This is a genomic window from Actinacidiphila polyblastidii, from assembly GCF_036353415.1.
GTDB classification, from domain to species: Bacteria; Actinomycetota; Actinomycetes; order Streptomycetales; family Streptomycetaceae; genus Actinacidiphila; species Actinacidiphila polyblastidii.
The window spans coordinates 1-25,107 of sequence record NZ_JAZEWV010000001.1 but is presented as its reverse complement, the minus strand read 5'-3'; the positions used below and the strand labels follow the sequence as shown (position 1 = coordinate 25,107).

The 25,107-nt window shown below is 75.4% G+C and carries 15 protein-coding genes; 8 read left to right on the top strand and 7 right to left on the bottom strand.

The window, feature by feature from the left end; genetic code table 11:
- Nucleotides 1–266 precede the first annotated feature (266 nt).
- Nucleotides 267–1,109 (top strand): helix-turn-helix domain-containing protein, encoded by an 843-nt coding sequence (locus V2S66_RS00075; RefSeq protein WP_330792011.1) that lies wholly within the window; start codon nucleotides 267–269, stop codon nucleotides 1,107–1,109.
- Nucleotides 1,110–1,263: 154 nt separating this feature from the next.
- Here V2S66_RS00075 and V2S66_RS00070 read toward each other — a convergent pair whose 3' ends face one another.
- Nucleotides 1,264–1,671, bottom strand: a complete 408-nt coding sequence (locus V2S66_RS00070) for a hypothetical protein (protein ID WP_330792010.1) — start codon at nucleotides 1,669–1,671, stop codon at nucleotides 1,264–1,266.
- Between the two features lie 226 nt (nucleotides 1,672–1,897).
- Between V2S66_RS00070 and V2S66_RS00065 the strand changes: the two genes are divergently transcribed.
- From V2S66_RS00065 to V2S66_RS00040, 6 genes are all read left to right on the top strand, one after another.
- Nucleotides 1,898–2,281 carry a sigma factor gene (locus V2S66_RS00065; protein ID WP_330792009.1) on the top strand — a complete coding sequence of 128 codons (384 nt, stop codon included), beginning with the start codon at nucleotides 1,898–1,900 and terminating at the stop codon, nucleotides 2,279–2,281.
- A 12-nt stretch (nucleotides 2,282–2,293) separates the two neighbouring features.
- On the top strand, nucleotides 2,294–2,422 hold the full coding sequence (locus tag V2S66_RS00060) for a hypothetical protein (protein ID WP_330792008.1): 129 nt from the start codon (nucleotides 2,294–2,296) through the stop codon (nucleotides 2,420–2,422).
- On the top strand, nucleotides 2,419–3,693 hold the full coding sequence (locus V2S66_RS00055; RefSeq protein ID WP_330792007.1) for a hypothetical protein: 1,275 nt from the start codon (nucleotides 2,419–2,421) through the stop codon (nucleotides 3,691–3,693). The genes V2S66_RS00060 and V2S66_RS00055 overlap by 4 nt, the downstream gene beginning before the upstream one ends.
- A 75-nt stretch (nucleotides 3,694–3,768) precedes the next feature.
- Complete coding sequence (locus tag V2S66_RS00050) at nucleotides 3,769–4,092, top strand: PadR family transcriptional regulator (protein ID WP_330792006.1); 324 nt, start codon at nucleotides 3,769–3,771, stop codon at nucleotides 4,090–4,092.
- The gene (locus tag V2S66_RS00045; RefSeq protein WP_330792004.1) at nucleotides 4,089–4,853 is read left to right on the top strand and encodes a hypothetical protein; all 765 of its coding nucleotides are present in this window, start codon (nucleotides 4,089–4,091) and stop codon (nucleotides 4,851–4,853) included. Before V2S66_RS00050 ends, V2S66_RS00045 begins: the two co-directional genes overlap by 4 nt.
- 32 nt (nucleotides 4,854–4,885) lie before the next feature.
- Nucleotides 4,886–6,166, top strand: a complete 1,281-nt coding sequence (locus V2S66_RS00040; RefSeq protein WP_330792002.1) for an MFS transporter — start codon at nucleotides 4,886–4,888, stop codon at nucleotides 6,164–6,166.
- A gap of 119 nt (nucleotides 6,167–6,285) precedes the next feature.
- Here the strand turns inward: V2S66_RS00040 and V2S66_RS00035 are convergent, their stop codons facing one another.
- Nucleotides 6,286–7,731 (bottom strand): FAD-dependent oxidoreductase, encoded by a 1,446-nt coding sequence (locus V2S66_RS00035; RefSeq protein WP_330792000.1) that lies wholly within the window; start codon nucleotides 7,729–7,731, stop codon nucleotides 6,286–6,288.
- A gap of 549 nt (nucleotides 7,732–8,280) precedes the next feature.
- Between V2S66_RS00035 and V2S66_RS00030 the strand changes: the two genes are divergently transcribed.
- On the top strand, nucleotides 8,281–9,018 hold the full coding sequence (locus tag V2S66_RS00030; protein ID WP_330791998.1) for an ATP-dependent Lon protease: 738 nt from the start codon (nucleotides 8,281–8,283) through the stop codon (nucleotides 9,016–9,018).
- A gap of 83 nt (nucleotides 9,019–9,101) precedes the next feature.
- Here V2S66_RS00030 and V2S66_RS00025 read toward each other — a convergent pair whose 3' ends face one another.
- The 5 genes from V2S66_RS00025 to V2S66_RS00005 all read right to left on the bottom strand — a co-directional run.
- On the bottom strand, nucleotides 9,102–9,440 hold the full coding sequence (locus V2S66_RS00025) for a hypothetical protein (protein WP_330791996.1): 339 nt from the start codon (nucleotides 9,438–9,440) through the stop codon (nucleotides 9,102–9,104).
- Nucleotides 9,441–9,519: 79 nt separating this feature from the next.
- Entirely contained in the window at nucleotides 9,520–11,340 is a 1,821-nt protein-coding gene (locus V2S66_RS00020) for an alkyl/aryl-sulfatase (RefSeq protein WP_330791994.1), read from the bottom strand.
- Between the two features lie 120 nt (nucleotides 11,341–11,460).
- A complete protein-coding gene (locus tag V2S66_RS00015; protein ID WP_330791991.1) occupies nucleotides 11,461–12,306 on the bottom strand; it encodes a MerR family transcriptional regulator in 846 nt (281 codons plus the stop codon).
- A gap of 362 nt (nucleotides 12,307–12,668) precedes the next feature.
- Nucleotides 12,669–19,973 (bottom strand): type I polyketide synthase, encoded by a 7,305-nt coding sequence (locus tag V2S66_RS00010; RefSeq protein WP_330791989.1) that lies wholly within the window; start codon nucleotides 19,971–19,973, stop codon nucleotides 12,669–12,671.
- A partial coding sequence (locus tag V2S66_RS00005; RefSeq protein WP_330791987.1) for a type I polyketide synthase occupies nucleotides 19,966–25,107 on the bottom strand: 5,142 nt, incomplete at its 5' end. The genes V2S66_RS00005 and V2S66_RS00010, both read right to left, overlap by 8 nt.

Sequence of the window (25,107 nt, the reverse complement as noted above, 5' to 3'; positions counted from 1 at the left end):
GGGCGTGGCCGTCGCGGCGGTCATCGCCTGGGCGGTCGAGTCCCGCAACCGGTAGCGGCGGCGCACCCGGAGGCGTGCCGAGGCGGGGGAGCGCGCGGCTGCGGGAGCGCGGTTCCGGAACGCCGTGGCCGAGGGGCGAGTTCCGGACGGTTGCCGGGATGGCCCTTGCCCCCCGGGGGCCCGCGGTGCCGTAATGAACGGCAGGAAGGGCCGGTCGGGGGGAGGCTGCCATACGTTCTCGGAGCAGCGCGGAGCAGGGCTGGGAGTTGGCCCGGTCGGGCGCGAGCCCGCAGCTCGGCGCCAACGGGGTGTACGGGTACCGCGGTTCCCGGCTGGACCTGGGCCGCCCGCGGCGGAGGCTGGAGCTCCCCACCGGCGAGGTCACCGTCTTCGTGGCGCTCGACCAGCAGATCCGGATCCACGACCCCGCGCGGCCCGAGCCGCGCACGTTCACCTCGCTCATCAACGGTGCCCGCAGCCATGCCTCGGTGGGAGAGCACAGCGGCCGGCTGGCCGGCGTCGAGGTGCTGATGGCGCCCTGGGCGGCGTACCGGCTGTTCGGGGTGGCCATGAGCGAACTCGCGCTCGGCGCCCTCGATCTGGACGAGGTGATCGGCCGCCGTGCGCGGGTCCTGGCGGAGCGGCTGCACGACGCCCACGGCTGGGGCGAGTGCTTCGCGGTGCTCGACGCGGAACTGACCTCGCTCGCCCGGGTCGGGCGGCGGCCCGACCCCCGGCTGACGGGCGCCTGGCGGGACCTCGTGGGCGCCGGGGGCGGGATGGCGATCGAGGATCTCGCCGACCGGACCGGCTGGAGCCGGCGGCACCTGGACCGGCGGTTCCACGAGCAGATCGGCCTTTCCCCCAAGGTGCTGGCCAGGGTGCTGCGGCTGCGCAGAGCGGCGCGGCTGCTCACCGAGGGGACGGCGCCGGGCGCGGCGGCGGCGCGCACCGGCTTCTACGACCAGGCCCATCTGACGGGCGAGTTCGTGCGGATGACGGGTCTCACCCCGGGGCGCTTCCTCGCGGAGCGCGCCGGGGGCGCGGCCGGGGCGGAGCCGGTGGACCGGCTGGAGCACGAGGTCACGTCCGTCGTCCTGGAGGCGTGAGCCGTCACGTGCGCACGGCACCGGCACGGATGGCCGCTCCCCCCGGCGTCGAGGGCCGGGGGGAGCGGCTGCCCGTCCTGTCGCCGGCCGCGGACCTGCGGCCCCCGTGGCCGCGGTACGCGCCGCCGGACCTGTCAGGCCCGGTTCCCGCGGCTCAGCACAGGTGCGTCGCGCCGTGGTTGCTCAGGTACTCGTCACTGAACCAGCCCTGCTGGCTCGTGCCGGAGATCCGCCCGTAGGTCCAGGTGTCGTAGAGGCCGTCCGGGGTGTAACCGCCGACCTTGTAGCACCAGTAGTAGATGAGCGCGTTGTGGTCGGCCTGCCCGAGCGGGGAGCAGGTGGTGTACGGGCCCGGGCGGCGTGCGAGCGCCGAGGAGGTGACGGTGCCCGACCCGCCGTCCTTGTTGGTCCCCGTCTGGTCGCAGGTGCTCGCGGCCGCCGCGGACGGCGCGGCGGCCAGCGCGCTCGGGGCGACGGAGATCAGCGACGCTGCCGCCAGAACCGCCGAGGCGGAGAAGGTGGCTATGCGTGCGGTGCGGCGTTCCATGGTGGTGTCTCCCATTCGTCGAATGGCCGGTGGGGATGTGCTCCGCACCGGCTGCCGGACGCGCTGAACCTACGAGCCCCCGGCGGAGCGGTCTTGGAGAAAACGGCCACCGGGTACGGCGACCGGACACGGCCACCGGGGCGACGCCGCGTGGCGTCTGTCCCTGCCGCTCGCGGAGGGACGACCCCAACCGAATCCCGCCGCCGTTCGTATGAGGGGGTGAAGGCACAGGGAGGGACGAGTGGCCACATGGTCCGAACAACTCGCGGAGCTGGTGCAGGCCCGCGGCACCGAGCTGAACCGTTACGGGTTCCTGCTCTGCGGCGACCGCACCGAGGGCGCCGATCTTCTCCAGGACGCGCTGGTGCGCGTCTTCACCCATCCCAAGGCCGGATGGACGGTCCAGGACGTGGAGAGGTACGTCCGCCGGGCCATGCTCAACCGCTTCCTCGACCAGTACCGCCGGCAGCGCCGCCTGCGTCTGCTGCTGCCGCGTCTGGGCGGCGGGTCGCCGACCGAGGTGGTCCCCGACCCCAGTGAGCGCGCCGACCAGCGGCTGGACCTGCAGGGCGCGCTGAACCACCTGACGCCACGTCAACGGGCGTGCGTGGTGCTGCGGTTCTAGGAGGACCTGCCGGTGGGCGAGGTGGCGCACCGGTTGCGGCTGAGCGACGGCACCGTCAAGCGGCACCTCAGTGACGCGTCCGCCCGCATGGCCGCGTTCCTGGAGGACCCCGCACACCTCACCACGGGAGGAAACCGGTGAAGCAGCAACCCATCGAGCGCGCACTGCGCGAGCTCGCCGAGCTCGCGGGACCGCACCAGATCGACCTGAACGCCCTCGGCGGCCGTATCCGCCGCCGCCACCGCACCCGGCTCGCGGTCGTGTCCGCCACCGCGGTGGCACTGGTGGCCGCGTGCGGGTGGCTGCTGCCGGACCTGGCCTCCGGTGACGGCGCCGCCGGCCCCGCCGGTCCCGTTCGCCCCGCGCAGCAGGGGCCGCAGGGCAGCCTGACGACGCCGGCACCGGGCAGGCTCGACGTGGAGGCGCGGCAGGTGGCGGAGCTGTTCGAGCGCGTTCTGCCGCCGGGCAGGGTCACCGTCGTGAGCGGCCAGGGCCTGCACGACAAGGGCTTGCCGAGCCCGCTCGGCAGCGGCCGGTTCGAGCCGTCGGCCGCCGTGGTGTACGACGACGGCCACGGTGCGGTCCTGGTCCGCGTCGTCATGAGCCGCTGGGGCGACCCGGACAAGACGACCTCACCGTTCACCTGCGCGGTCGGCCGGGACGAACCGAAGCCCGACCAGTGCGAGACGGTGCTGCTGCCCGGCGGAGGCGTCTTCCAGCTGAGCAGGATGGACGCGCTGAAGGGCGCCTGGAACGCGGAGTGGACCGCGACCTACGCCGCGCCGGACGGCGCCAGAGTGGTGATCCAGGAGGACAACGCCCCGAACGGCAAAGGGTCAGCGCCCACCCGCGGCGAGCCGCCGTTCGACGCGGCACAGCTCCGGCAGATGGTGACCAGCCCGCTGTGGCGGCAGCAGCTGGCCGCCATCCCCGCCGCGGGCGGCCAGAGCAGGCAGACCACCACCCCGTTCGGCCCCGACGGCGTCGGAGCGATCTTCTACCGGCTCATGCCGTCCGGCTTCACCCGGTCCGGCTTCGCCGACGCGCAGGACCCGCTGCTCGGCAACACCATGGTGCTGGCCGACGCCCAGGGCAGGGGCAGTGTCTTCAGCGGCGTCCTCACGGGCGGCGCCACGAGCGAGGCCGGCTACGTCACCGGCTTCCGCCAGGACTACCCGAACGCGACCCTCCTGCCGAACGGCGACTGGCTCGGCACCAAGAAGGTGACCGGCAAGGGCGGCACCGGAACCGGGCAGTACTGGGTCGCGGTGCTGCGCGGCCACAGCCGCATCGTGGTGGTCGCCCTCAACAGCGTCGGCGTGGACGGCCCGCGCACCCGCCCCACCCCGGTGCTGACCATCGACCAGCTCACCGCCATCGCCGGCAGTCCGGCCTGGGGCACCGGCAGGTGACGATCCGGTGCTCCTGCGCGGCAGGAGCACCGGCACCCCTCGACACTCGTTCTCGACACATGCTCTACTGGGTGCATGGCCGCACCGATCCGCCTCACCAGACCCACCATCGCCGTGCTCGACGTCCTGTTGGCCGCGACCGACGACCAGCCCCCCTGGGGGCTGTCCATCTGCATGGACGCCGACCTCGGCTCCGGCACCGTCTACCCCATCCTCGACCGGCTCCTCAACGTCGGCTGGGTCGAGTCCCACGAAGAGACCGGTCCCCACCCGGGCCGGCCGGCGCGCCGCTACTACCGGCTGACGGGTGCGGGACGGGCGGCGACCCGGGCGGCGCTGAACGCGCGCCGCGAGCGCATGCGTTCATGGACTCCCGCACCCGAGGGCGTGAGACCGTGATCGCCTTACACATCCTGGCCTTCACGGGCGTGATGCTCGGCCCCGCCTACGCGCTCGCCCTTCCCGCACTCGTCGCCGTCGCCCTCGGATCGTCCACCGGCAGCAGGAGACGGCGCCGCCTGATCACCACGGCGCGCACGCTGCGATGGGGCGGCCCGGTCCTCGCGGTCTCGTCCGCCGTCCAGGCCGCGTACCAGGATCTCACCGCCGGGATGAGTCTCGCCGGCCAGTGCGTCGCGATCTCGTCCGCGGTCTCGGCTCTGCTCTGCGTCGGGTACGTCACTGTCCGGGTCGTCGCCCGTCGGGCGACTCGCCTGGCCAGAAACGCGGTTGCCCCACGCCTGGTGGCGGTGGCCGCCGCGATCGCCGGCGAGCGCAGGGATCTGCGAGACGTGTGGACCGCGGACCTGGCCGGGGACCCGGAGGCGGGGGCGGTTCTCTCCGCACGGCAGCGCCTGGTGATGGCGGCGGGATTCGTCGTCGCCGCGTGCCGCATGCGGGCGAGCGACGCCGCCGCCCCGGTCTGGTCGGGTGTGGACTGGCTGGTCTCGCGAGAGCAGCGCACGAACGCTCTGATCACCGTCTCGTGCACGGCGCTGGCGGTGTATTTCGCGAGGACGGACGGCGTGCACGCACTGCTGACCGCGGACTGGCAGTCGTGCGCCGGCCTGGGCGGGGGGCTGTTCGTGCTGGCGCGCTGGGTGCGGCGGATCCGGGGGATCGAGCTGGCGGAGCGCGAGCGGCGCCGGGGCCGCGGATAGCGGCGCGGGGGGGCGGTGACACCATCTGACGGATGGACAGCAAAGGGAAAGACGCGTCGGTCTGGCGCAACCGCGAGTTCCTGCTGCTCTGGTGCAGCCAGACCGTCAGCGAGATGGGGTCACAGGTCACCGTCCTCGCACTGCCGCTGGTCGCCGTCGTGCTGCTGGACGCCTCCGCCTTCCAGGTCGGGCTGCTGGCGGCGGCGCAGACGAGCGCGTACCTGCTCGTCGCCCTGCCCGCCGGAGCCGTCGTGGACCGGGTGGTCCGGCACCGGCTGATGATCGGCTCCGACCTCGCCCAGTTCCTGGTGATCGGCTCGGTGCCGGTGGCGCACGCGCTCGGTGTGCTGACGCTCGGCCAGCTGTACGCGGTCGCGCTGGCCTCCAGCGTGCTGGCCGTCTTCTTCCAGGTGGCGTACCAGGCGTACGTGCCCGTCGTCCTGGCGCAGGACCAGCTGATGGAGGGCAACGGCAAACTGGCCGCCTCCCGGTCGGTCGCGCAGATCGCCGGGCCCGGCTCCGGCGCGGCACTGGTGACGCTGATCGGCGCGGCGGGGGCGATGGTGGCCGACGCGATCTCGTTCGTGACGTCGGCGGCCCTGCTGACGGCCGTCCGCCGCCGTGAACCACGCCGGCCCCGACCCGACGGTGTCCGCCGCCCCGGCATGGCGGGGCAGATCCGCGAAGGACTCGGCTACGTGCTGCGCGACCCCATCCTGCGCAACTCGGTCGCGTTCAACGGCACGGCGAACTTCTTCGTCATCATGGTCGAGACCCTCGGCACCGTCTTCCTCGTCCGCACCCTGCACCTGCGTCCGGGGCTGGTCGGACTGCTGCTGGCGCTCGGGGCCGCCGGCGGGCTCGCAGGCGGGATGGCCGCGCAGTACCTGGCACGGAAGGTCGGCTCGGCGCGGATCAGCTGGATCGCGATGACCGTGCTGGCGCTGCCCGGACTGCTCATTCCGGCGGCCGGGCCCGGATGGACGGTGCTGCTGTTCGCCTTCGGCTGGATCTCCTGGACCTTCTCCTCCACCGTCGCCGGCATCTCGCTGACCACGTACCGGCAGTCCGCCTGCCCGCCGGACATGCTCGGCCGGGTCAGCGCCGCCGCGCGCTGGATCACCTGGGGGACCCTGCCCCTGGGCAGCCTCGCCGGCGGCGGACTCGCCACCCTCCTCGGGGTGCGGACCACCCTGTGGGTGGCCGTCAGCGGCGGCTGCTCCGCGGGCCTGTGGCTGTTCTTCTCCCCGCTGCGCGGGATGCGCGACATCCCGTTCGCACCGCCCGGCGCCGCCGCGGCCGGAGCGGCGTAGCACGCGAGCAGCTCCCCGCCGCCCCGTCGTCCCCGTCGCGGACGACACCGGGGGCCCGGCCCGTTCAGCGGTGCCTCCGCGGCGCACCAGCCGCAGCTGGTGCGCCCGTACCAGGAGGGTTACGTCTGCGGCGGGGCGGCGGGGGTCGGCTCGGGCCTGATGGGCGTGGAGACCGCGGCGGGGACGTCCGCGGGGAGGTCCGCGGCGCGGTCCGTGCTGGGCGGTGCGACCGGCTGGGGCACGGCGGGCCGCAGGAATCCGCCGATCAGCACCCGGAGCAGGATGCCGGGCATGAGCAGCGCCTGCGGCGGGTCCAGCAGACCGGCCACCCGCATCAGCACCTCGGTGACCTTGGGGTCCTTCGAGGCGGCGCGCTGCAGCCGTGCCATGTAGGCGTTGAAGAACCGCACCTTCGGCGGGCGCGGACCCTCCGCCTCGGGGTAGGCCAGGTCGCCGCCGGCCGACATCTCCCAGGGCAGGTCCACGACGGCCGCGATGTCCTTGAAGTAGGCCGCCGAGGAGGGCCGGCCCGGCCGGGCCAGGTGCGCGCGCAGCGTCAGTGCCTGCAGGGCGGCGACGCTCATGCCCTGGCCGTAGACCGGACTGAAGCTGGCCACCGCGTCGCCCATCACGAGCAGGCCGTCGGGGAAGGCGGCCAGCCGCTCGAAGCGCCGTCGCACGCTGGCCGGGAAGGCGAACCGGGCCGGCTGGTCGATCGGCTCCGCGTTCCGCAGCGCCTCGGCGATGTCCGGCACGTCGAGCGAGCGCAGGAACGCCTCGAACCCCTCGTGGTCGGTCGGCGAGTGGTCGCCGAACATCCCGGTGAGCGAGACGATGTACGTGTCGGGCCCGACCGGGGCGAAGAACGCGCCGCGGTGGTGTCCGGCGAAGGGGATGACGTGGATCGCGGGAGAGCTGCGCGGCATCCGGTAGTGCCGGGTCGTGTAGCCCAGGCCGATACGGATGCGCTCCTCCTCGGGACGCTGGTACCCCAGCTGCTCCAGCCAGGCCGGAGTGCGCGAGCCGCGCCCGGTGGCGTCCACCACCAGGTCCGCCTCCAGCGTCTGGGGCGCGGCGTCGGGGCCGTCGGCCTGCCGGCGCACCTGCACGCCGGTGATCCGCGAGCCGTCCTCCGTGGCCTGCGGCTGGAGGATGTCGTGCTGCTCCAGGTAGACGACGTTCGGCAGCGCGGCCACCCGGTCCCGCAGATGCGCCTCCAGCACCGGCCGGCGGGCCGCGACCGCGAGCAGCCCGGTGTGGGCCAGCTGGACCCGGCGGTTGTGGAAGTACCAGTGGATCTCGCCGAGGTCGTAGGTCGGGACCCCGGTGCCGACCAGTTCCTCGGTGATGCCCGGGAACAGCTCCTCCATGATCTCCTGGCCGCGGGCCAGCAGACCGTGGGCGTGCACGTTGTGCGGTGCGCCGCGGCGGGGCTCGCGCACCCCGTGCAGCCTGTCTCGGTCGACGACAAGGACTTCCCGATACGAATCGGCTAGCACGCGGGCCGCAAGGGTCCCCGCGATGCTGCCCCCCAGCACGATGGCACGGTCCCGGCTCTGAGTCATGGCGTCAGTCTGGTGGCTTGAAGGAGACCCTGATTTCTTCCTGATTGCTGCATCTGAGTGATTACTCGCTACCCGTGGGGCGGGTGGTGCAACGGAACCCCCGAGGTCCGGCGCACCACCCGCTCCCAGGGCGCGGCAGCCGACCCTCGCGGACCCCGCGGATCGCAGCCGCCTTTCGGCCGATCTCAGCACGCCGTCGGCCGCCGGCCTGCCCGCGGGCGTCGCGTGAAGCCGTCCTCGACTCGAGCCGTTTCCGCACCTCCGGGGCGGACCGCATGGCCTCGTGATTCCGCTTCACGGAATTCAGACGACCGTGCACGCTCCGGTTTTATCCCCGCCAGCGAAGATGCGCGAAGAATCCGTCGAAAGAGCTATGGCGCGCGTATTACGGCGTTGACGGACGGCGCGCCGCCATCTCAGACTGGGCCATTCTGAAACGGCTGAACCGAGCGTGGGATTCAGGGGGAGATTGTTGTGAGCAGTGCGAAGCGCGTGTCATGGAGAGCGGGTCTTGTCGGAGTCTTCGCCGCTGGGCTGGTGGGGGCTTTCGTGCCCCAGGCGTCCGCGGCCACGGCGTCCAGCAGTTGGGGTGCCTACGGACCGGTGCACGGCTACCGTTATGAGAACCTCGCGGCGGTCACCACCACGTCGTCGCGGGTGTACGCGGTGACCGAGGCGTACAACGCCGGAAGTGGAAATGTCCCCACCGGATACATCGGCGTCCTGGCCCGGCTCTACAAGGGCAGTGCCCTGTGCGCGTCGAACGGCTACACGTACAACACCGCCCCGATGCCCGGCTGGTCCATCCCGACGCAGGGAAACGGCTGCGGATCAGGCACGTATCACAGCTACGGGGTGTCTCAGGCCTTCAACGGGAGCAGCTACAACGCCTTCTACACGTTCGTCTCCCCGAGTCTCGTCCACGGGGCCGTCGTGACGGCCGACGCCGGCACGCCCACGGCGGCGCCCGGCCGGAACTCCGCCGGGCCGACCTGGGCACGCAACGCGACCGGGCTGACGTACGGCTCCGGCATGGAGGCGACGGAGCCCGAGAACGAGCCGGACCTCATGCAGGCGTACGCGACGAACGGCCGGCTGGGATACGTGAAGCGCACGGACCTGGAGTCCGAGCCCACGCCCGCGTCACCGCGGCAGGCGGTGGCCACGCAGTCGAGGCTGGCCGGACAGGCCCGGACCCTCACCGTCTACGCCCTCGACGGCACCACGCCCGTGGGTGACTTCGTGATCACCCACAACCAGGGGCACGCACCGGCGCCGAGCCGCTGACCGCGGCCGCCGCGGCATCGGGCGCTCGGCGGCGGCCGGCGGAATCCGTACGGGCCGGCTCCCGGTCGCGCCGTCGCGCGACGTCAAGAACCGTCCAGCGGAGGGACGTCCGAGCGCACGAGTCGGACTCGTGCGGCCGGTATGCGGCCGGGCAGGTAGAAGAATCCGCTGCCGTTGTCGAGGAGCAGCTCCTCGTCGACGCCGTCCACCGACCAGAGGTCGACCGGCCCGCCGGTGTTGTTGATCCGAAGGAAGAACTCGGTCTCCTCGCCCCGACAGAGGAAGACCCCTTCCGCCTCCGGGCGGGCGCTGCCGGCGATTCCCGGTGCGGCGCCCATCCGGGTCCAGTCCAGGCCGTGCCGGGCGATCGACCGCCGATTGAGCACGGACGAAACGTGGAAGAAGCTCGACGTGTCAGCCATGCCGGGAGTATAGGAAGCGGTGACGCCTCCTCCTCGGTCGAGGTGGTCGGCTCCCGCGGCGCCCGGGACCACGAACGTCTCAGGGTGTGACGATCGGGAACGCCTTGTCGAACTCGACGACGTGGGAGAGGAGGCGGGTGAGCTGGGAGGGGTCGCCGCTCGTGGTGACGCCGTCGAGTCCCCTGCCCGCCAGGACGCCGAGCAGCTGCTGCCTGGTGAGGGTGAGCGTGAGGCCCGCCGCGCTCGTGGGACGGGACACCGTGCGGTGGGTGAGGGCGCCGTTGTGCAGGGTGAGCCGGTGGCGGCGGTCCTCGTCGGTGAGGTGCAGGTCGATGGTGAGGTCCTCGTCCCAGGCGCGCGGGCCGTCGATCCTGATGGCGATGGAGTCCAGGAGCATGTCCGTGGTCAGCGCCACCGCCATCTCCGGGTTGGTGGTGTCGAGCGAGATCGGGTTGACGCCGTGCCGCAGTTCCAGGGCGGAGGTCAGGTAGAAGTTGCGCCAGGTGCCGTTCTCGGCGCCGTGGCCGAGCCGCTCGTACACCTGCGCGAGGAGCTCCTTGGCGTCGGTGCGGGACGGCTCCGCGAACACGACGTGGTTGAGCAGGGTGGCGGCGAAGCGCAGGTCCCCGGCGTCGACGTAGCCGCGGGCCTTGTCCAGCGCCGCGTCGGCGCCGCCCGCCACGTCGACGTACCGCCGGGCGAGTTCGGCCGGCGGATGCTCCCACAGGTGGGCCGCGTTGCCGTCGAACCAGCCCAGGTAGCGCTGGTAGATCGCCTTGACGTTGTGGCTGGCGGAACCGTAGTAGCCGCGCGCGTGCCAGGTCCGCTCCAGGGCGGGAGGCAGCCGGATCTGCTCGGCGATCTCCGCTCCGGTCAGGCCGTCGTTGAGCATCCGCAGCGTCTGGTCGTGCAGGTAGGCGTACAGGTCGCGCTGGGCGGCGAGGAAACCGACGACGTTGTCGTGGCCCCACGTCGGCCAGTGGTGGGAGGCGAACGCGACGTCGTAGGCGTCGGCGAAGAGCTCGATCGCCTCGTCCAGGTACCTGGCCCACACACGGGCGTCACGGACCACGGCGCCGCGCAGGGTCAGGATGTTGTGCATGGTGTGCGTGGCGTTCTCGGCCAGGCACAGGGCGCGCCGGTCGGGGAGGAGGAAGTTCATCTCGGCCGGCGCCTCGGTGCCGGGAGTGAGCTGGAAGACGATGCGCACACCGTCGACCGTCTCCTCCTGACCGGTGTGCGTGACGTCGAGGGTCGGCGGGATGAGGCTGATGGTGCCGTCGGAGGTGGTCATCCCCAGACCGGCGCTGATCTGGCCCTGGGGGGATTTCGGCAGCCGGTCGCCGTACATGAAGATCGCGCGGCGGGTCATGGCGTTGCCGGCGTAGACGTTCTCGCTCACCGCGTGCTCAAGGAACCCGGCCGGGGCGAGGATCGGCACGTCCTGCCCGGCGCCGTGGGGCAGGACGCCGCGGGAGCCGCCGAAGTGGTCGCCGTGCGAGTGGGTGTAGATCAGGCCGGTGACGGGACGCTCGCCGCGGTGGCTCCGGTACAGGGCCAGGCCCGCCGCGGCCGTCTCGACGCTCAGCAGCGGGTCGATGACCACGACGCCGCGCTCGCCCTCGACCAGCGTCATGTTCGACAGGTCCAGGCCGCGGATCTGGTAGATGCCCTCGGTGACCTCGTACAGCCCCTGACGTGCACAGAGCTGTGCCTGGCGCCACAGGCTGGGGTGCGCGGTGTCGGGGCAGTCCGCGCTGAGGAAACCGTAGGCGTCGTTGTCGTAGACGACCCGCCCGTCGGCCGTCTTCACCACCGCAGGCACGAGCGCGTCGACGAAGCCGCGGTCCGCGTTCGCGACATCGGTGGTGTCCTCGAAGGGCAGATCGGCGTCGGTCATCCGTGGCTCCGTTCGGTGGCCCCCCGCGGGCGCCTCGTCCGGCGGATCCATCCCACCATCAGGCGGCAGGAGCCGCATCTCGGGCCGAAGGCCGATCGCGGGGTGACCGCGCGGACGCCCTCACTCCGCGTCGTCGACGGGCCAGACGAGTTCGAGGCTGTTGCCGGGGTGGCCGGGGGCGCCGTGCCAGCGGTGGTAGGTCTCCTGGACGGGTCCGGCGAAACCGAAGCCGTGCTCGGTGATCCAGGCGGCCAGCGCGTCGTAGGCGCTGAGGATCTGCGGGAAGGCCGCGTCCGGGCCGTCCACGGCCGTGGCGGCGACGGTCGTGGCGGCGATGTCCAGTACGTACACCCCGTCGGGGAGATCACCCGGCTGCGCGGCATCCGCCGCGAACGGCAGGCATGCCTCGACCTCGCTCGTGCTCTCCTGCGTGACGGGGCCGTGGTAGCGGGCGAACGCCGGGGCCGGAAGAGTGAGCGGGCCCATCCCGGCGGCGGAGTACAGGGTCTGGAAGGCGGTGCGCATGAAGGCGTCCAGGCCGGCCGCGTCGACGTCGGCCCGGCATGCCAGCGCACGTATGGGGGCGTTGTCGCGCAGGGTGACGTGGTGGTTCATCTCGACTCCTCCTGACAGGTGGGCAAGCAGGTTGCGCAGGACGGTGCGCTGATCACCCAGTCGGTCTTCGGCGCGTGCCATGTGGTCGCGGAGGGCGGCGGAGATGTCCTCGCCGGCGGCGCGGCGCTCCAGGAGGTGCCGGACCCGGTCGAGCGGCACGTCCAACTGGCGCAGCCCGCGGACCACCTGGGCCGTCCGCACCTGGTCGCGGTGGTAGTAGCGGTATCCGCTGACCGGATCGGTCAGCGCGGGAGCCAGCAGGCCGCTGGTGTCGTAGTGCCGCAAGGCGGAGACCGCCAGGCCGCTCGCCTGCGCGAACTGACCGATCGGCAGCAGGTTCGTCCTGTCCATGGAAGAACCCTGCCGTCTCTCGTTACCTGAGAGTCAAGCGGTGGCGCGCCCCGCGCGAATTCGCCGCCACGTGGGCCCGGTCGTCGGTGACCCCGATCGCGCTGACACCGGTCAGGCAGGGCGCGAACGCCGAGGCCCGGGATGACCGGCCGGTCGATGAACTCGGCGCGGGCCGCCTCGGACGCGGGGCGCGGGTGAAGTGACCGGCGCGCTCACCGAACGCTGGGGGCGACCCCCGAGGGCGGCGGCCGCTGGGGCGGTCGGCCGCCAGCCGGCGAAGGCGACCGGGTTCAGCGCCCGGCCGCCCTCACCACCCCGGGCAACCACGGTGTCGCCGGCGCCCGTCCCCCGTGCGGGCCGGCTCACTCGGCGGCCCGCACCGACCCCGCGGGCTGCGGCGCCGCGGGGTGGCGGCCGGAGACGGGCGACAGCCAGTAACGGGTGCGCTGGAAGGGATAGGTGGGCAGCGGCACCCGCGCGCCGGTCGGCGTGGTCGCGGACCAGCGGACGTCGTGCCCCCGGGTCCAGAGCTGGGCCGCGGTGCGCAGGAGGTCGGCCCAGGGGAGGGCGTCCAGCGCGAGCACCGGGCCGGACGGGGGCGCCTCGTCGGCCGGCTGCTCCCGCGCCGGGGCGCCGTCAGCGGCGAGCAGGGCCCGGACGGCGTCGGCGAGTGACAGCCGGCCCGCGATGTGGTCGGCGGCAGGACCCGCGCCCGCCACCCGCGTGCCGCGGCCGCCCCGGTCCGCGAGGCCGAGGGAGCGCCACAGCGCCGCCATCGACACCTGCACCGCGAACGCCGCGTGCGGCGCGGCGGCCGACGGGTGCAGGCCGCTGCCGGTGCCGTCCAGGAGCGGACCTGCCGACAGGTCGGTGAGCAGGTCGTGGCAGGCCCGCATGGACTCGGCGAACGCAGCCGAGCGGGCGAGGAGTTCGGCCACCTGCACGGGATCGGGGAGGCCCACCGCCCCGCCCCCGCCCCCGTGCCCGAGCACGAACACCGGCACCGGCAGGCCGGCCCGCGGGACCGGGCCGTCGCCCGTCACCGCGGCGTCGCCCGGCTGCCCGGCGGCGAGCGCCCGCAGCGCGGCGAGCGCGCCGTCGTGCCCGTCGGCCAGTACGACGGCGCGGTGCTCGAAGGCGGTCCGGGAGGCGAGGGACACCGCCGTGTCGTCCAGTCCGAGCCCGGGAAGCGCCGCGAGGTGATCCGCCAGCCGCGCGGCCTGCGCGGCCAACGCCGCCTCGCTGCGCGCCGACACGACCAGCGGTCGCGGGCCGTCGGGGGCTTGCCCGGCGGGCGCCGGCGCCGACCCGGACTCCCCGCCCCCGAGGGCGGGTTCGTCCAGCGGCGGCGCCTCCACGATCACGTGCGTGTTGGTGCCGCTGATCCCGAAGGACGAGACCCCCGCGCGCCGCGGGCGCCCGGTCTCCGGCCACGCCCTCGCCTCGGTGAGCAGGTCCACGCCGCCGGCCGGCCAGTCCACCTGCTTCGACGGCCGGTCCGCGTGCAGCGTGCGCGGCAGCACGCCGTGCCGCATCGCCAGCACCATCTTGATCACACCGGCCACGCCCCCCGCCGACTGGGTGTGGCCGATGACGGACTTGAGACTGCCCAGCAGCAGGGGCCTGCCGTCGGGGCGGTCGGCGCCGTAGACGTCGAGCAGCGCCTGCGCCTCGATCGAGTCGCCCAGCGGTGTGCCGGTGCCGTGCCCCTCCACGGCGTCGACCTCGCGGGCGGACAGCCCGGCGTCGCCCAGCGCCGCCTGGATCACCAGCCGCTGGGACTCCCCGTTGGGGGCGGTCAGGCCGTTGCCGGCGCCGTCGTGGTTGACGGCGGAGCCCCGCAGGAGCGCCAGCACCGGATGGCGGTTGCGGCGCGCGTCGGCGAGGCGTTCCAGGACGACCACGGTCACTCCCTCGGCCATGCCCATGCCGTCCGCGTCCGCCGAGAACGACCGGCACCGGCCGTCGGGCGAGAGCTGTTCGAGGCTGCTGAGCCCGATCAGCTCGGCGGGCTGCGCCATGACGGTGGCGCCGCCCGCCAGCGCCAGCGAGCACTCCCCGCGCCGCACCGCCTGCGCGGCCAGGTGCAGGGCGACGACCGAGGACGAGCACGCCGTGTCCACGGTGATCGCGGGACCCTGCAGCCCCAGGGTGTACGAGACCCGGCCGGACAGCACGCTGATCAGCTGCCCCGCGCCGAGGTGGGCCGCCAGGTCGACCGTCACGTCCGCGCCCGCGCCGTAGCCCTGGTGGCGGCTGCCGACGTACACCCCGGTCCTGCTGCCGCGCAGCGTGTGCGGGTCGATGCCGGTGCGCTCCAGCGCCTCCCAGACCACTTCCAGCATCAGCCGCTGCTGCGGGTCCATCGCCAGCGCCTCGTCGGGTCCGATGCCGAAGAAGTCCGCGTCGAAGCCCTGCGGGTCGTCGAGGAACCCGCCGCGCCGTGTGTAGCTGGTGTCGCGCCGGCCGCGCTCCGGGTGGTAGACGCCCTCGACGTCCCAGTCGCGGTCCTCGGGAAGGCCGCCGGTGACGTCGCGCCCCGCTTCGAGCAGCTTCCAGAGGTCCTCGGGGGACCGTACGCCGCCGGGGAGCCGGCAGCCGATGCCGACGATGGCCACCGCGTCCTCGTCCTGGGACGCGCTCCGCGCGCCGGGACCGGAGGCGGAGACGGACACGGACGCGACCGCCGAAGCGGGCAGTTGCCCCGGCGCGGGAGCCCCCGCGGGTTCCGCGGACCCGCCCGCGGGCGCGTCCCCGACCAGGTCGGCGAGCACCCGCCGGGTCAGCGCGAGCACCGTCGGGTGACTGAAGACGAGCGTCGGCGGCAGGCGCAGGCCGAACGCCCGGTTGAGCCGGTTCCGGGTCTCCACCGACGTCAGCGAGTCGACGCCGAGCTGCGCCAGCGGGCGGTCCACCGCCACCTCGTCGCGGTCGGTGTGGCCGAGGACCGCGGCCGCGGTGGCGTGGACGACCTCCAGCACGTCGTGCTCCCGTTCGGCGGCGGACAGCCCGGCGAGCCTGCTCCGCCACTGCCCGGCGACGTCGCGCGTGCCGTCGGGGTCCGCGCCGTCGGGGCCGGCGCCGGACTCGGGCGCGCCGAGGCGGGCCCGCTCGGCCTCGGGGATCTCGCCGAACTGCGGGTGGCGGCGGGCGGAGGAGAACACCGGCAGGAACCGGTCCCAGTCCACGTCGACCACCGACGTGCACGTCTCGCCCCGGTCGATGGCCTGGTGCAGCGCGGCGATCGAGGGCTCCGGCGCCATCAGCGGCAGGCCCTGCCGGGTGGCGGCGAGCACGACCTGCGGCGGGCCGTCCTGCCCCCACCGGTCGGGCGTGTCCCACAGACCCCACGCGACGGAGGTGGCCGCGAGGCCGCGGCCGCGCCGGCGTTCCGCGAGCGCGTCGAGATGGGCGTTCGCGGCGGCGTAGGCGCCGTGGTCGCCGCTGCCCCACACGCCGGACACCGACGAGAAGAGCACGAAGGCGTCCAGGTCGCGATCGGCGAACAGCGCGTCGAGATGGTCGGCGCCCCCGGCCTTGCCGGCGAGCACGCGGGCCAGTTCGTCGGCCGCGGTCACGTCGAGGGGAGACAGGCGGATGTCGGCCGCGGCGTGGATCACCGCGCGGATCGGACCGCTCTCGGCCTCCGTGCGCGCCACCAGCTCCGCGAGCGCGGCGCGGTCGGCGACGTCGCACGTCGCCCAGGTCAACGCGGTGCCGGTCACGGCCAGTTCCGCACGCAGCGCGGTGAAGGCCGCGGAGGGCTCGTCGGCCCGTGCGGTGCAGACGACGCGCTCGGCGCCGTGCCCGGCGAGCCAGCGCAGCACGTACGGGCCGATCGCCCCGGTGCCGCCGGTGACGAGCACGGTGCCGCGGGCCCGCCAGCCGGCGGGGCGGTCCGCGCCGGGGGCGGTCAGCCGGGTGAGCCGCCGCACCAGGGCGCCGGAGGGCCGCACCGCGACCTGGTCCTCCGCCGGCTCGACGTCGGGCTCACGCGCGGCGGACGGCCCGCCCGCCGCCGCCCCGGACACCACGGCGGCCACCAGTTCCCGTACGCCCGCCTCCTCGTCACCGGACAGCGGAACGGCCGGCAGGTCGAGCAGGCCGCCCCAGCGGTGCGGGAACTCCAGCGCGGCGGTGCGGCCCAGCCCCCACACGGCGGCCTGGGCGGGATCCGGCGGGGGATCGCCGGGCCCGGCCGCCACGGCTCCCCGCGTCGCACACCACAGCGGCGCGCCGATCTCCGCGTCGCCCAGCGCCTGGATCACCGTCAGGGTGTCGCCGAGCGCGAGCGGCAGGACCGGATGGTCGGGGTGCGGGCCCTCGGCGAGGGCCGACAGGGAGACGACACCCGCGGGCCGCACCCCGTCGGGCAGCGCCTCGCGCAGCGCGGCGGCCAGCGCGTCACGCCCGGCCGCGGCGCCCACCGGCACCCGGACGACGTCGGCGCCGCGCTCTTCGAGGGCGCGCGCCACCAGCGCCGCCATGGCCGCGGCGCCGGCGGCGCCGGCACCGGGGCCGCCCTCGGAACCGGCCCCCGACGCAAGCCCCGGCTCGACCTCGGGCCTGCCCCCCGGCTCGACCTCCGGCTCGACCTCCGGCTCAGGCCCGGGTAGGACGAGCAGCCAGGTCCCCTCCACCCGGCCGGCGGCCGGCGGCGCCCACGCGCGCCAGCCGACGCCGTACCGCCACCGTTCCAGCAGGGCGGCGGAGCGCCGGCCGCGACGCCAGCGCGACAGCGCCGGCACGGCGGGCGTCAGCGCCTCGGCGACCGCGGCGCGGTCCTCCTCCCGCGACTCCAGGTGGCGGGCCAGCTCCCCGGGGTCGCCGCTCTCCACCGCGGCCCAGAAGGCGCCGTCGGCCGGGTCCGCCGACGCGCCCGCGCCGCGCGGCCGTTCGTCGCTCTCCAGCCAGTAGCGCCGGCGGCGGAAGCCGTACGTGGGAAGGGCGACGCGCCGACCGCCCGCCAGCTCCGGCGACCAGTCGACGGGGGTGCCCGAGGCCCACAGCTCTCCCGCGGAGGCGAGGAAGCGGTCGAGCCCGCCCTGGCCGCGCCGCAGCGTGCCGATGACGGTGCCGGCGGCTCCGGCGTCCTCCAGGGTGTCCTGGATGCTGGAGCCCAGCACCGGATGCGGGTTGACCTCGACGAACACGCCGTGGCCGTCGGCGGCCAGCGCGCGCACGGTGTCCTGGAAGCGCACCGGGTGGCGCAGGTTGGCGTACCAGTAGTCCAGGTCGAGGCTCTCGCCGGGCAGCGGCGCGGCGTCCACGGTCGAGTAGAAGGCGGTGGCCGCCGCGCCGGGCGTCACCGGCCCGATCCGCTCCGCGAGGGCGTCGTGCAGCACCTCCATGCGGGGGCCGTGCGAGGCGACGTCGCCGTCGAGCAGCCGGACCCGCACGCCGTCGGCCTCGCACCGCCGTACCAGCTCGGTGACCGCGCCCGGCAGGCCGGACACGGTCACGGACCCGGGCCCGTTGACGGCCGCGACGCCGATCGCGTCGCTCCAGGGCCGCAGCAGCTCCTCGACCTCCGCCAGCGGCAGGGCGAAGGAGGCCATCGCGCCGCTGCCCGACCGGGTCCGCAGCACCTTGGACCGCAGCGCGATCAGCCGGGCCGCCTGGTCGAGGCTGAGCGCCCCGGCGAAGCAGGCGGCGGCGATCTCCCCCTGCGAGTGCCCGACGACGGCGGACGGCGCCACTCCGTGCGCCCGCCACATCTCCGCCAGCGCGGTCATCACCGCGAAGAGGGCCGGCTGCACCACGTCGATGCGGTCCAGCGGCAGCGCGTCCGGGTCCCCGCGCAGCACCGGCAGCAGGTCCCAGCCGGTGTACGGGCGCAGGGCGGCGGCGCACTCGTCGAAGCGGGCCCGGAAGTGCGCTGACTCCTCGCGCAGCCGCAGGCCCATGCCGGGCCACTGGGCGCCCTGGCCGGGGAAGACGAAGACGACCCCGTCGTGGGGCGTGACCGAGGACTGCACGACTCCCGGGCTGGGCAGGTCGCGGGCCAGCGCGTCGAGCCGTTCCACCATGCCGGCCCGGTCGGCGGCGAGCACGACCGCGCGCGAGGCCAGCGCGGAGCGGCTGTACGCCAGCGTGTGGCCCACGTCCGCGAGGTCCGCGTCCGGGCGGGCCGCGACGTGTTCCAGCAGGCGGGCCGCCTGGGTGCGCAGGGCGGGCCCGTCGGTGCCGGACAGCAGCCACGGCACGGCCGGCCCCGCGGCGTCCCCCGCGGCCTTCCCGGCCACGGCCCCGTCCGCGTCGCCCCCGCCCGCCTCGCCCACCGCAGGCGCCGGCGCCTGCTCCAGTACGACATGGGCGTTGGTGCCGCTGATCCCGAACGAGGACACCGCGGCCCGCCGCGGCGCTCCGGTCTCGGGCCAGGGGCGCGTGCTCGTCACCAGCTCCACGGAGCCGAGCGACCAGTCGATGTGCGGGGACGGCACCTCGGCGTGCAGGGTCGCCGGGAGGGTGCCGTGCTCCATGGCGAGGACCATCTTCATCACCCCGGCGGCGCCCGCGGCGAACTGCGTGTGCCCCAGGTTGGACTTCACCGAGCCCAGCGCCACCGGCTCGCGCCCCGCGCGGTCCCGGCCGTACGTCGCGAGGATCTGGCGCGCCTCGATCGGGTCGCCCAGCGACGTGCCGGTGCCGTGCGCCTCGACGGCGTCCACCTCGCGGGCGTCCAGCCCCGCGTCGGCGAGGGCCGCCTCGATGACCCGGCGCTGCGCCGGGCCGCTGGGCGCGGTCAGGCCGTTGGACCGGCCGTCCTGGTTGACCGCGACGCCCCGGACCAGCGCCAGCACCGGGTGGCCGAGCCGCTGCGCGTCGGTGAGGCGTTCGACCAGCAGCATGCACACGCCCTCGGAGATGCCGGTGCCGTCGGCGTCCGCGCCGAACGCCCGGCACACGCCGTCGGACGACAGCACCCGCTGCCTGGCCATCTCGATCAGCCCGTCCGGGGTGGCCAGTACCGTCGCGCCGCCTGCCAGCGCCAGATCGCACTCGCCGCGGCGCAGCGCCTGCACCGCGAGCTGCAGCGTGACCAGCGACGAGGAGCAGGCGGTGTCGACGGTGAGCGCCGGCCCCTCAAGACCGAGGGCGTAGGCGATGCGGCCGGACGCGATGCTGCCGGCCTTGCCGTTGCCGATGTACCCCTCCAGCCCCTGCGGCGCGTCCCCCGGCCGCGGGCCGTAGTCGTGGAAGCCCAGGCCGACGAAGGTGCCGGTACGCGACCCGCGCAGGCTCGACGGGGCGATGCCGGCCCGCTCCACCGCCTCCCACGAGGTCTGCAGCAGCAGCCGCTGCTGCGGGTCCATCGCCAGCGCCTCGCGGTGGTTGATGCCGAACAGCGCGGCGTCGAACTCGCCGGCGTCGTCGAGGAATCCGCCGGTGGTGAACGCCCGCCCCGGCCGGTCCTGGTCCTCGATCCGGTCGATGGTCCAGCCGCGGTCGGCGGGGAAGGGCGTCATGGCCTCGCCGCGGCGCAGCAGCAGCTCCCACAGCTCCTCGGGCGTACGGACGCCGCCCGGCAGCCGGCAGGCCATGCCGACGATCGCGATCGGCGCGCGGGCGGCCGCGGCCAGTTCCTCGCTGTGCCGCTTGAGGCGCTCGTTCTCCTTGAGCGTGAGGCGCAGGGCCTCGACAAGACGGTCCGCCGAGTCAGTCATCGGTGCCCTCCGCAGGCTGGTCGAGGTCGTCGGTGCGCGTCGCGCGGGCGGCGGGGGACGCCGCGCCGGCCGCCTGGAAGGCGCGTGCGATCAGGTCGTCCGCGCCCATGTCGTCGAGGCCGCCCGCCGCCTGGACGGGGGCGCTGTCGCCGTCGGCCGCCGCGGCGCCCCCGGTGCCCGGCGCCGGGACGGGACCGCCGCGCGCCGGTCCGCCCGCCGCGCCGCCGTCCGGCTCCGGCTCGGGCTCCGGCTCCGGGAACAGCTCACGGTGCATCAGGGCGGCCAGCTCGCGGGCGCTGCCGGACTCGAAGACGATCGTCACCGGCAGGTGCAGGCTGCCCGCGGCGTTGAGCCGGTTGCGCAGCTCCACCGCCGTCAGCGAGTCGAAGCCGAGGTCCTTGAACGGCCGGTCGGCGTCGATCAGTTCACGCCCGCTGTGGCCGAGCACGGTCGCCGCGTGGTCGCGGACCGCGCCGAGCAGGACGCGGTCGCGCTCGGCGCCGGGCAGCGCGGCCAGACGCTGCGGCAGCGACCGCCCCCCAGGGACGGAGCCCTGCCCCGCGGCGGCGCGGGTGCGGCCGACCAGGGTGCGCAGCAGCGCGGGTGTCCGCTCGCCGCGCCTGCGCAGCCCCCCCACGTCGAGGGCGGCCGCCACCACGGCGGGGCGGCCGAAGCCCGCGGCGGCGTCGAGGAGCCGCAGCCCGCGCTCGGTCGTCAGGCCCAGGACCCCGTTGCGCGTCATCCGCTGCCGGTCCGCGGCGTCCAGGCCGGCGGTCATCCCGCCGGCCTCCTGCCACAGCCCCCAGGCGACGGCCACCGCCGGCAGGCCCGCGGCGGCGCGCTGCTCGGCGAAGGCGTCGAGGAAGGCGTTGGCCGCCGCGTACCCGGCCTGCCCCGGGCTGCCCAGCACGCCGGCGGCCGAGGAGAACAGCACGAAGGCCGACAGGTCGAGGCCGCTGGTCGCGTCGTGCAGCGCGGCCACCGCGTCGGCCTTGGGGCGCAGCGCCGCCGCCAGGTCGTCCCCGCCGAGCGAGTCCAGCGTGCCGTCGGCGAGCACACCGGCGCTGTGCACCACGGCGGTGACCGGCGGATCGGCCGCGGCGACCACCGCGCGCAGCGCCTCCCGGTCGGCGGCGTCGCACGCCACCGCGACGGCGCGGGCGCCGGCCGCCCGAAGCTCGTCGAGGAGTGCGGCGGCGCCCCGCGCCCGCGGTCCCGACCTGCTGACGAGCAGCAGGTCCCGTACCCCGTGGGCCGCGACGAGATGGCGGGCGACGTGCGCGCCGATCCCGGTGGTGCCGCCGGTGACCAGCACCGTCCCCGCCGGCCCGATCGGGCGCGGCAGGGTCAGCACCGCCTTGCCCGCGAGGGCGCCCTGCCCCAGCAGGCGGAACGCCTCGGGGGCCCGCGAGACGTCCCACGCGTGCAGCGGCGGCGGGACGAGCAGCCCGCGGTCGAGAAGGTCCACGACCTCCGCGAGCATCTCGCCCACCCGGTCGGGCCCGGCGGCCTCCACCAGGTCGAACGCCCGGTAGGCCACGCCGGGATGCTCCGCGGCGACCTGCTCGGGCCGGCGCGGGTCGGTCTTGCCCATCTCCGCGAAGCACCCGCCGCGCGGCAGCAGCCGCAGCGAGGCGTCGACGAACTCGCCCGCCAGCGAGTTCAGCACCACGTCGACGCCCCGGCCGCCGGTCGCCTCCGCGAAGGCCGCCTCGAAGCCGGTGCTGCGCGAGTCGGCGATGTGGCGGTCGTCCAGCCCCGCCGCCCGCAGCAGGTGCTGCTTGCCGGCGCTCGCGGTGGCGTACACCTCGGCGCCCCAGTGGCGGGCGAGCTGCACGGCCGCGGAGCCGACGCCCCCCGCCCCGGCGTGGATCAGCACCGCCTGCCCGGCCTTGAGGTCCGCGACGTCGCGCAGCCCGTAGTACGCGGTCAGGAACGCCACCGGGACCGACGCCGCGGTGGCGAACGACCAGCTGTCGGGGAAGCGGGCGACCATACGGGCGTCGGCCACCGCGACCGGCCCGAACGCCCGCCGCAGCACGCCGGTCACCCGGTCGCCCGGCGCCAGGCCCGTCACACCGGGACCGGTCTGCGTCACGACGCCGGCGCCCTCACCGCCCAGGTAGGCCTCGGGGTCCGGGTACATGCCCAGGGCGACCAGGGTGTCGCGGAAGTTCAGACCCGCCGCACGCACCGCCACGCGTACCTCGCCCTCGGCGAGCGGGGCCGTCGCCTCGGCGTCCGGGGTCAGCGCCAGGTTCTCCAGTGTGCCGGGAGGCCGGGCCGTCAGCGACCACGCCGGGGCCTGCGGCACCGGCAGGCCCGCGCCGGACGCGGCCCGCGCCAGCCGCGGCACCAGCACCCGCCCGCCACGCACCGCCACCTGCGGCTCGCCGGTGGCGACCGCCGCGTCCACGGCCCCCGCGGACGCCGGGTCCCCGTCGACGTCGACGAGGGCGAACCGCTCCGGGTGCTCCGCCTGCGCGGAACGCACCAGACCCCACACCGCCGCGCCCGCCGGGTCCGGTGGCGCGTCGTCCGGCCCGGTGCGCACCGCGCCGGAGGTCACCACGGCAAGCGGCGGCCCCGGCGGCGCGGCCGGGGCCGCGGTGACCTCGCGCAGCCGCGCCAGCACCTGCGCCGTGGCGGTCCTCGCGGCCGCCGCGGCGCTCTCTGCCGCGCCGGGCCGCGGATCGCTCAGCGCCGCGGCGCCGCCCGGCCGTACGGCCGCGGCGCCGGTCTCCACGACCAGCCGCTCGGCCTGCGGCGCGTCGCCCGACGGAACCGGCAGCGGGCTCCACTGCACCGTGTAGAGGCCGTCGAGGGACGCCGCGGGCACCGCCGCGGCCGCCTCCCTCACCTCCAGGGCGGTCACCGAGATCACCGGGTTGCCCTCGCCGTCGGCGGCGGTCAGCGCCACCGTGTCGGGGCCTTCCGGGGCCAGCCGGACGCGCAGGGCCGTGGCGCCCGCCGCGTGCAGCCGCACCCCGGACCAGCGGAACGGCAGCCGCACCGGACCCTGGCCCGCGCCCCACGCGTGCAGCGCCGCGTCCAGCAGAGCGGGGTGCAGTCCGTAGCCGCCGGCCGACGCGCGCTCCGCCTCCGGCAGTTCGACCTCGGCGAACGTCTCCGCCCCGCGCCGCCACGCCGCGCGCAGCCCCTGGAACGCCGGGCCGTACCGGTAGCCGGCCGCCACGAGGAGCGCGTAGTGGTCCTCGACATCGATCGGTACCGCGTCCCGCGGCGGCCACCGGGTCAGATCGGCGGACGGCGGCGCCGCGCCCCCCTCAGGGGTCAGCACACCCGTCGCGCACAGCGCCCAGGGAGCGTCGCCGCCGCCGTGCGCGGCGTGCACGCTCAGCGCCCGGCGGCCCGCCTCGTCCGGTTCCGCGACGGTCACCTGGACACGCACCGGGGCGTGCCCGGACAGCACCAGGGGAGCGGCCAGCACCAGTTCCTCCACCACCGGGCAGCCGGCCTCGTCGCCCGCCCTGACCGCGAGTTCGAGGAACGCCGAGGCGGGCAGCAGCACCGCGCCGTCGACGGCGTGGTCGGCCAGCCAGGGCTGCACGCGCGGCGTCAGCTGTCCGGTCAGCAGGAGTTCGTCGCGCCCCGCCGGCGCCAGCGACGCGGCGAGCAGCGGGTGGCGCAGGTCGGACAGGCCCAGCGCCGCGGCGTCGGCCGGCCGGCGCGCGGGCATCGCCCAGTACCGCCGGCGCTGGAAGGCGTACGACGGCAGCGGGACCGTCCGGCCTCCGGTGAGCGCCGCGTCCCAGCGGACCGGCACGCCGCGGGACCACAACTCCCCGGCGGACAGCAGGAAGCGGTCCATGCCGCCCTTGCCGCGGCGCAGCGTCCCGGTGGCCAGCGCGTCCGAGCCGGCCACCGCCAGGGTCTCCTGCACGGTGGTGGTCAGCACGGCGTGCGGGGCCACCTCGAGGAACGCCGCGTGGTCCTGCGCGGCCAGCCCGGTCACCGCGTCGGCGAACCTGACCGGTGTGCGCAGGTTCCGGTACCAGTAGGCGGCGTCCAGCGAGGTGCCCTCCACCCAGTCCGCCTCGACGGTCGAGTAGAAGGGCACCTTGGCCGGCAGCGGCCGCAGCTGTGCGAACAGTTCGAGGAACTCCTCGCGGACCGCCTCCACCTGCGGCGCGTGCGACGGGTAGTCGATCGGGACCACCACCGTCCGCACCCCGTGCTCCGCGCACAGCGCGGTGAGTTCGCGCAGGGCGTCGGAGTCGCCGCTGACCACGGTGGTGCCGGGGCTGTTGACCGCGCCGACCGCCAGCAGGTCCGGCCACCGCTCCAGCCAGGGCTCGACCTCCGCCCGCGGCCGCGCCACCGAGAGCATCCCGCCGCTGCCGGACAGCCGCCGGCCGATCAGCCGGGCCCGCACCGCCACCAGCCGGGCGGCGTCGGCGAGACCGAGGGCGCCCGCGACGTGCGCCGCGGCGATCTCGCCCTGCGAGGCGCCCACGACCGCCGCCGGCTCGACCCCGAAGGAGCGCCACAGGGCGGCCAGCGACACCATGACGGCGAACAGCGCGGGCTGCACGGACTCGACCCGTTCCAGCAGGGCCTCGTCGTGCAGCGACTCCAGCAGTGGCACGTCCAGATACGGGTCGAGGGCCTGCGCGCACTCGCGCATGGACGCCGCGAACACCGGTGCGGTCTCCATGAGTTCCACGGCCATGCCGGTCCACTGCGGCCCCTGGCCGGGAAAGACGAACACCGTCGTGCCCGGCCCGCCCTCCGGCGCGACACCGCGGACCACGGAGGCGGCGAGCGGCCCGGCCCCGGCTCCGTCCCCTTCGACGGCCGCGGCCGCGGCCTCCAGCGACCGCCACAGCTCGTCGCCGTCCGTGCCCACGACCACCGCCCGGTGCTCGAACGCCGTCCTGCCGGTGGCCAGCGAGAACGCCACGTCGAGGGCGCGCGGCCGGTCCGCGCCCGCCGCGGCCAGCGCCGCGACGCGCCGGGCGTTGCCCGCCAGCGCGGCCGCGGTCCGGCCGGTGAGCAGCAGCGGCACGGCCCGCGGCGGTCCGTCCGGCTCCGCCGCGGTCGCGGCGCTGCCCGCCGCGTCCTGCGGGGCGGGCGCCTCGATGATGACGTGCGCGTTGGTGCCGCTCGCACT

Excerpts from the sequence above, each read along its gene's own strand:
- V2S66_RS00070 (WP_330792010.1), bottom strand. The coding sequence starts at position 1,671 with ATGGGAGACACCACCATGGAACGCCGCACCGCACGCATAGCCACCTTC.
- V2S66_RS00050 (WP_330792006.1), top strand. The coding sequence starts at position 3,769 with ATGGCCGCACCGATCCGCCTCACCAGACCCACCATCGCCGTGCTCGAC.
- V2S66_RS00040 (WP_330792002.1), top strand. The coding sequence starts at position 4,886 with ATGGACAGCAAAGGGAAAGACGCGTCGGTCTGGCGCAACCGCGAGTTC.
- V2S66_RS00035 (WP_330792000.1), bottom strand. The coding sequence starts at position 7,731 with ATGACTCAGAGCCGGGACCGTGCCATCGTGCTGGGGGGCAGCATCGCG.
- V2S66_RS00025 (WP_330791996.1), bottom strand. The coding sequence starts at position 9,440 with ATGGCTGACACGTCGAGCTTCTTCCACGTTTCGTCCGTGCTCAATCGG.
- V2S66_RS00020 (WP_330791994.1), bottom strand. The coding sequence starts at position 11,340 with ATGACCGACGCCGATCTGCCCTTCGAGGACACCACCGATGTCGCGAAC.
- V2S66_RS00015 (WP_330791991.1), bottom strand. The coding sequence starts at position 12,306 with ATGGACAGGACGAACCTGCTGCCGATCGGTCAGTTCGCGCAGGCGAGC.
- V2S66_RS00010 (WP_330791989.1), bottom strand. The coding sequence starts at position 19,973 with ATGACTGACTCGGCGGACCGTCTTGTCGAGGCCCTGCGCCTCACGCTC.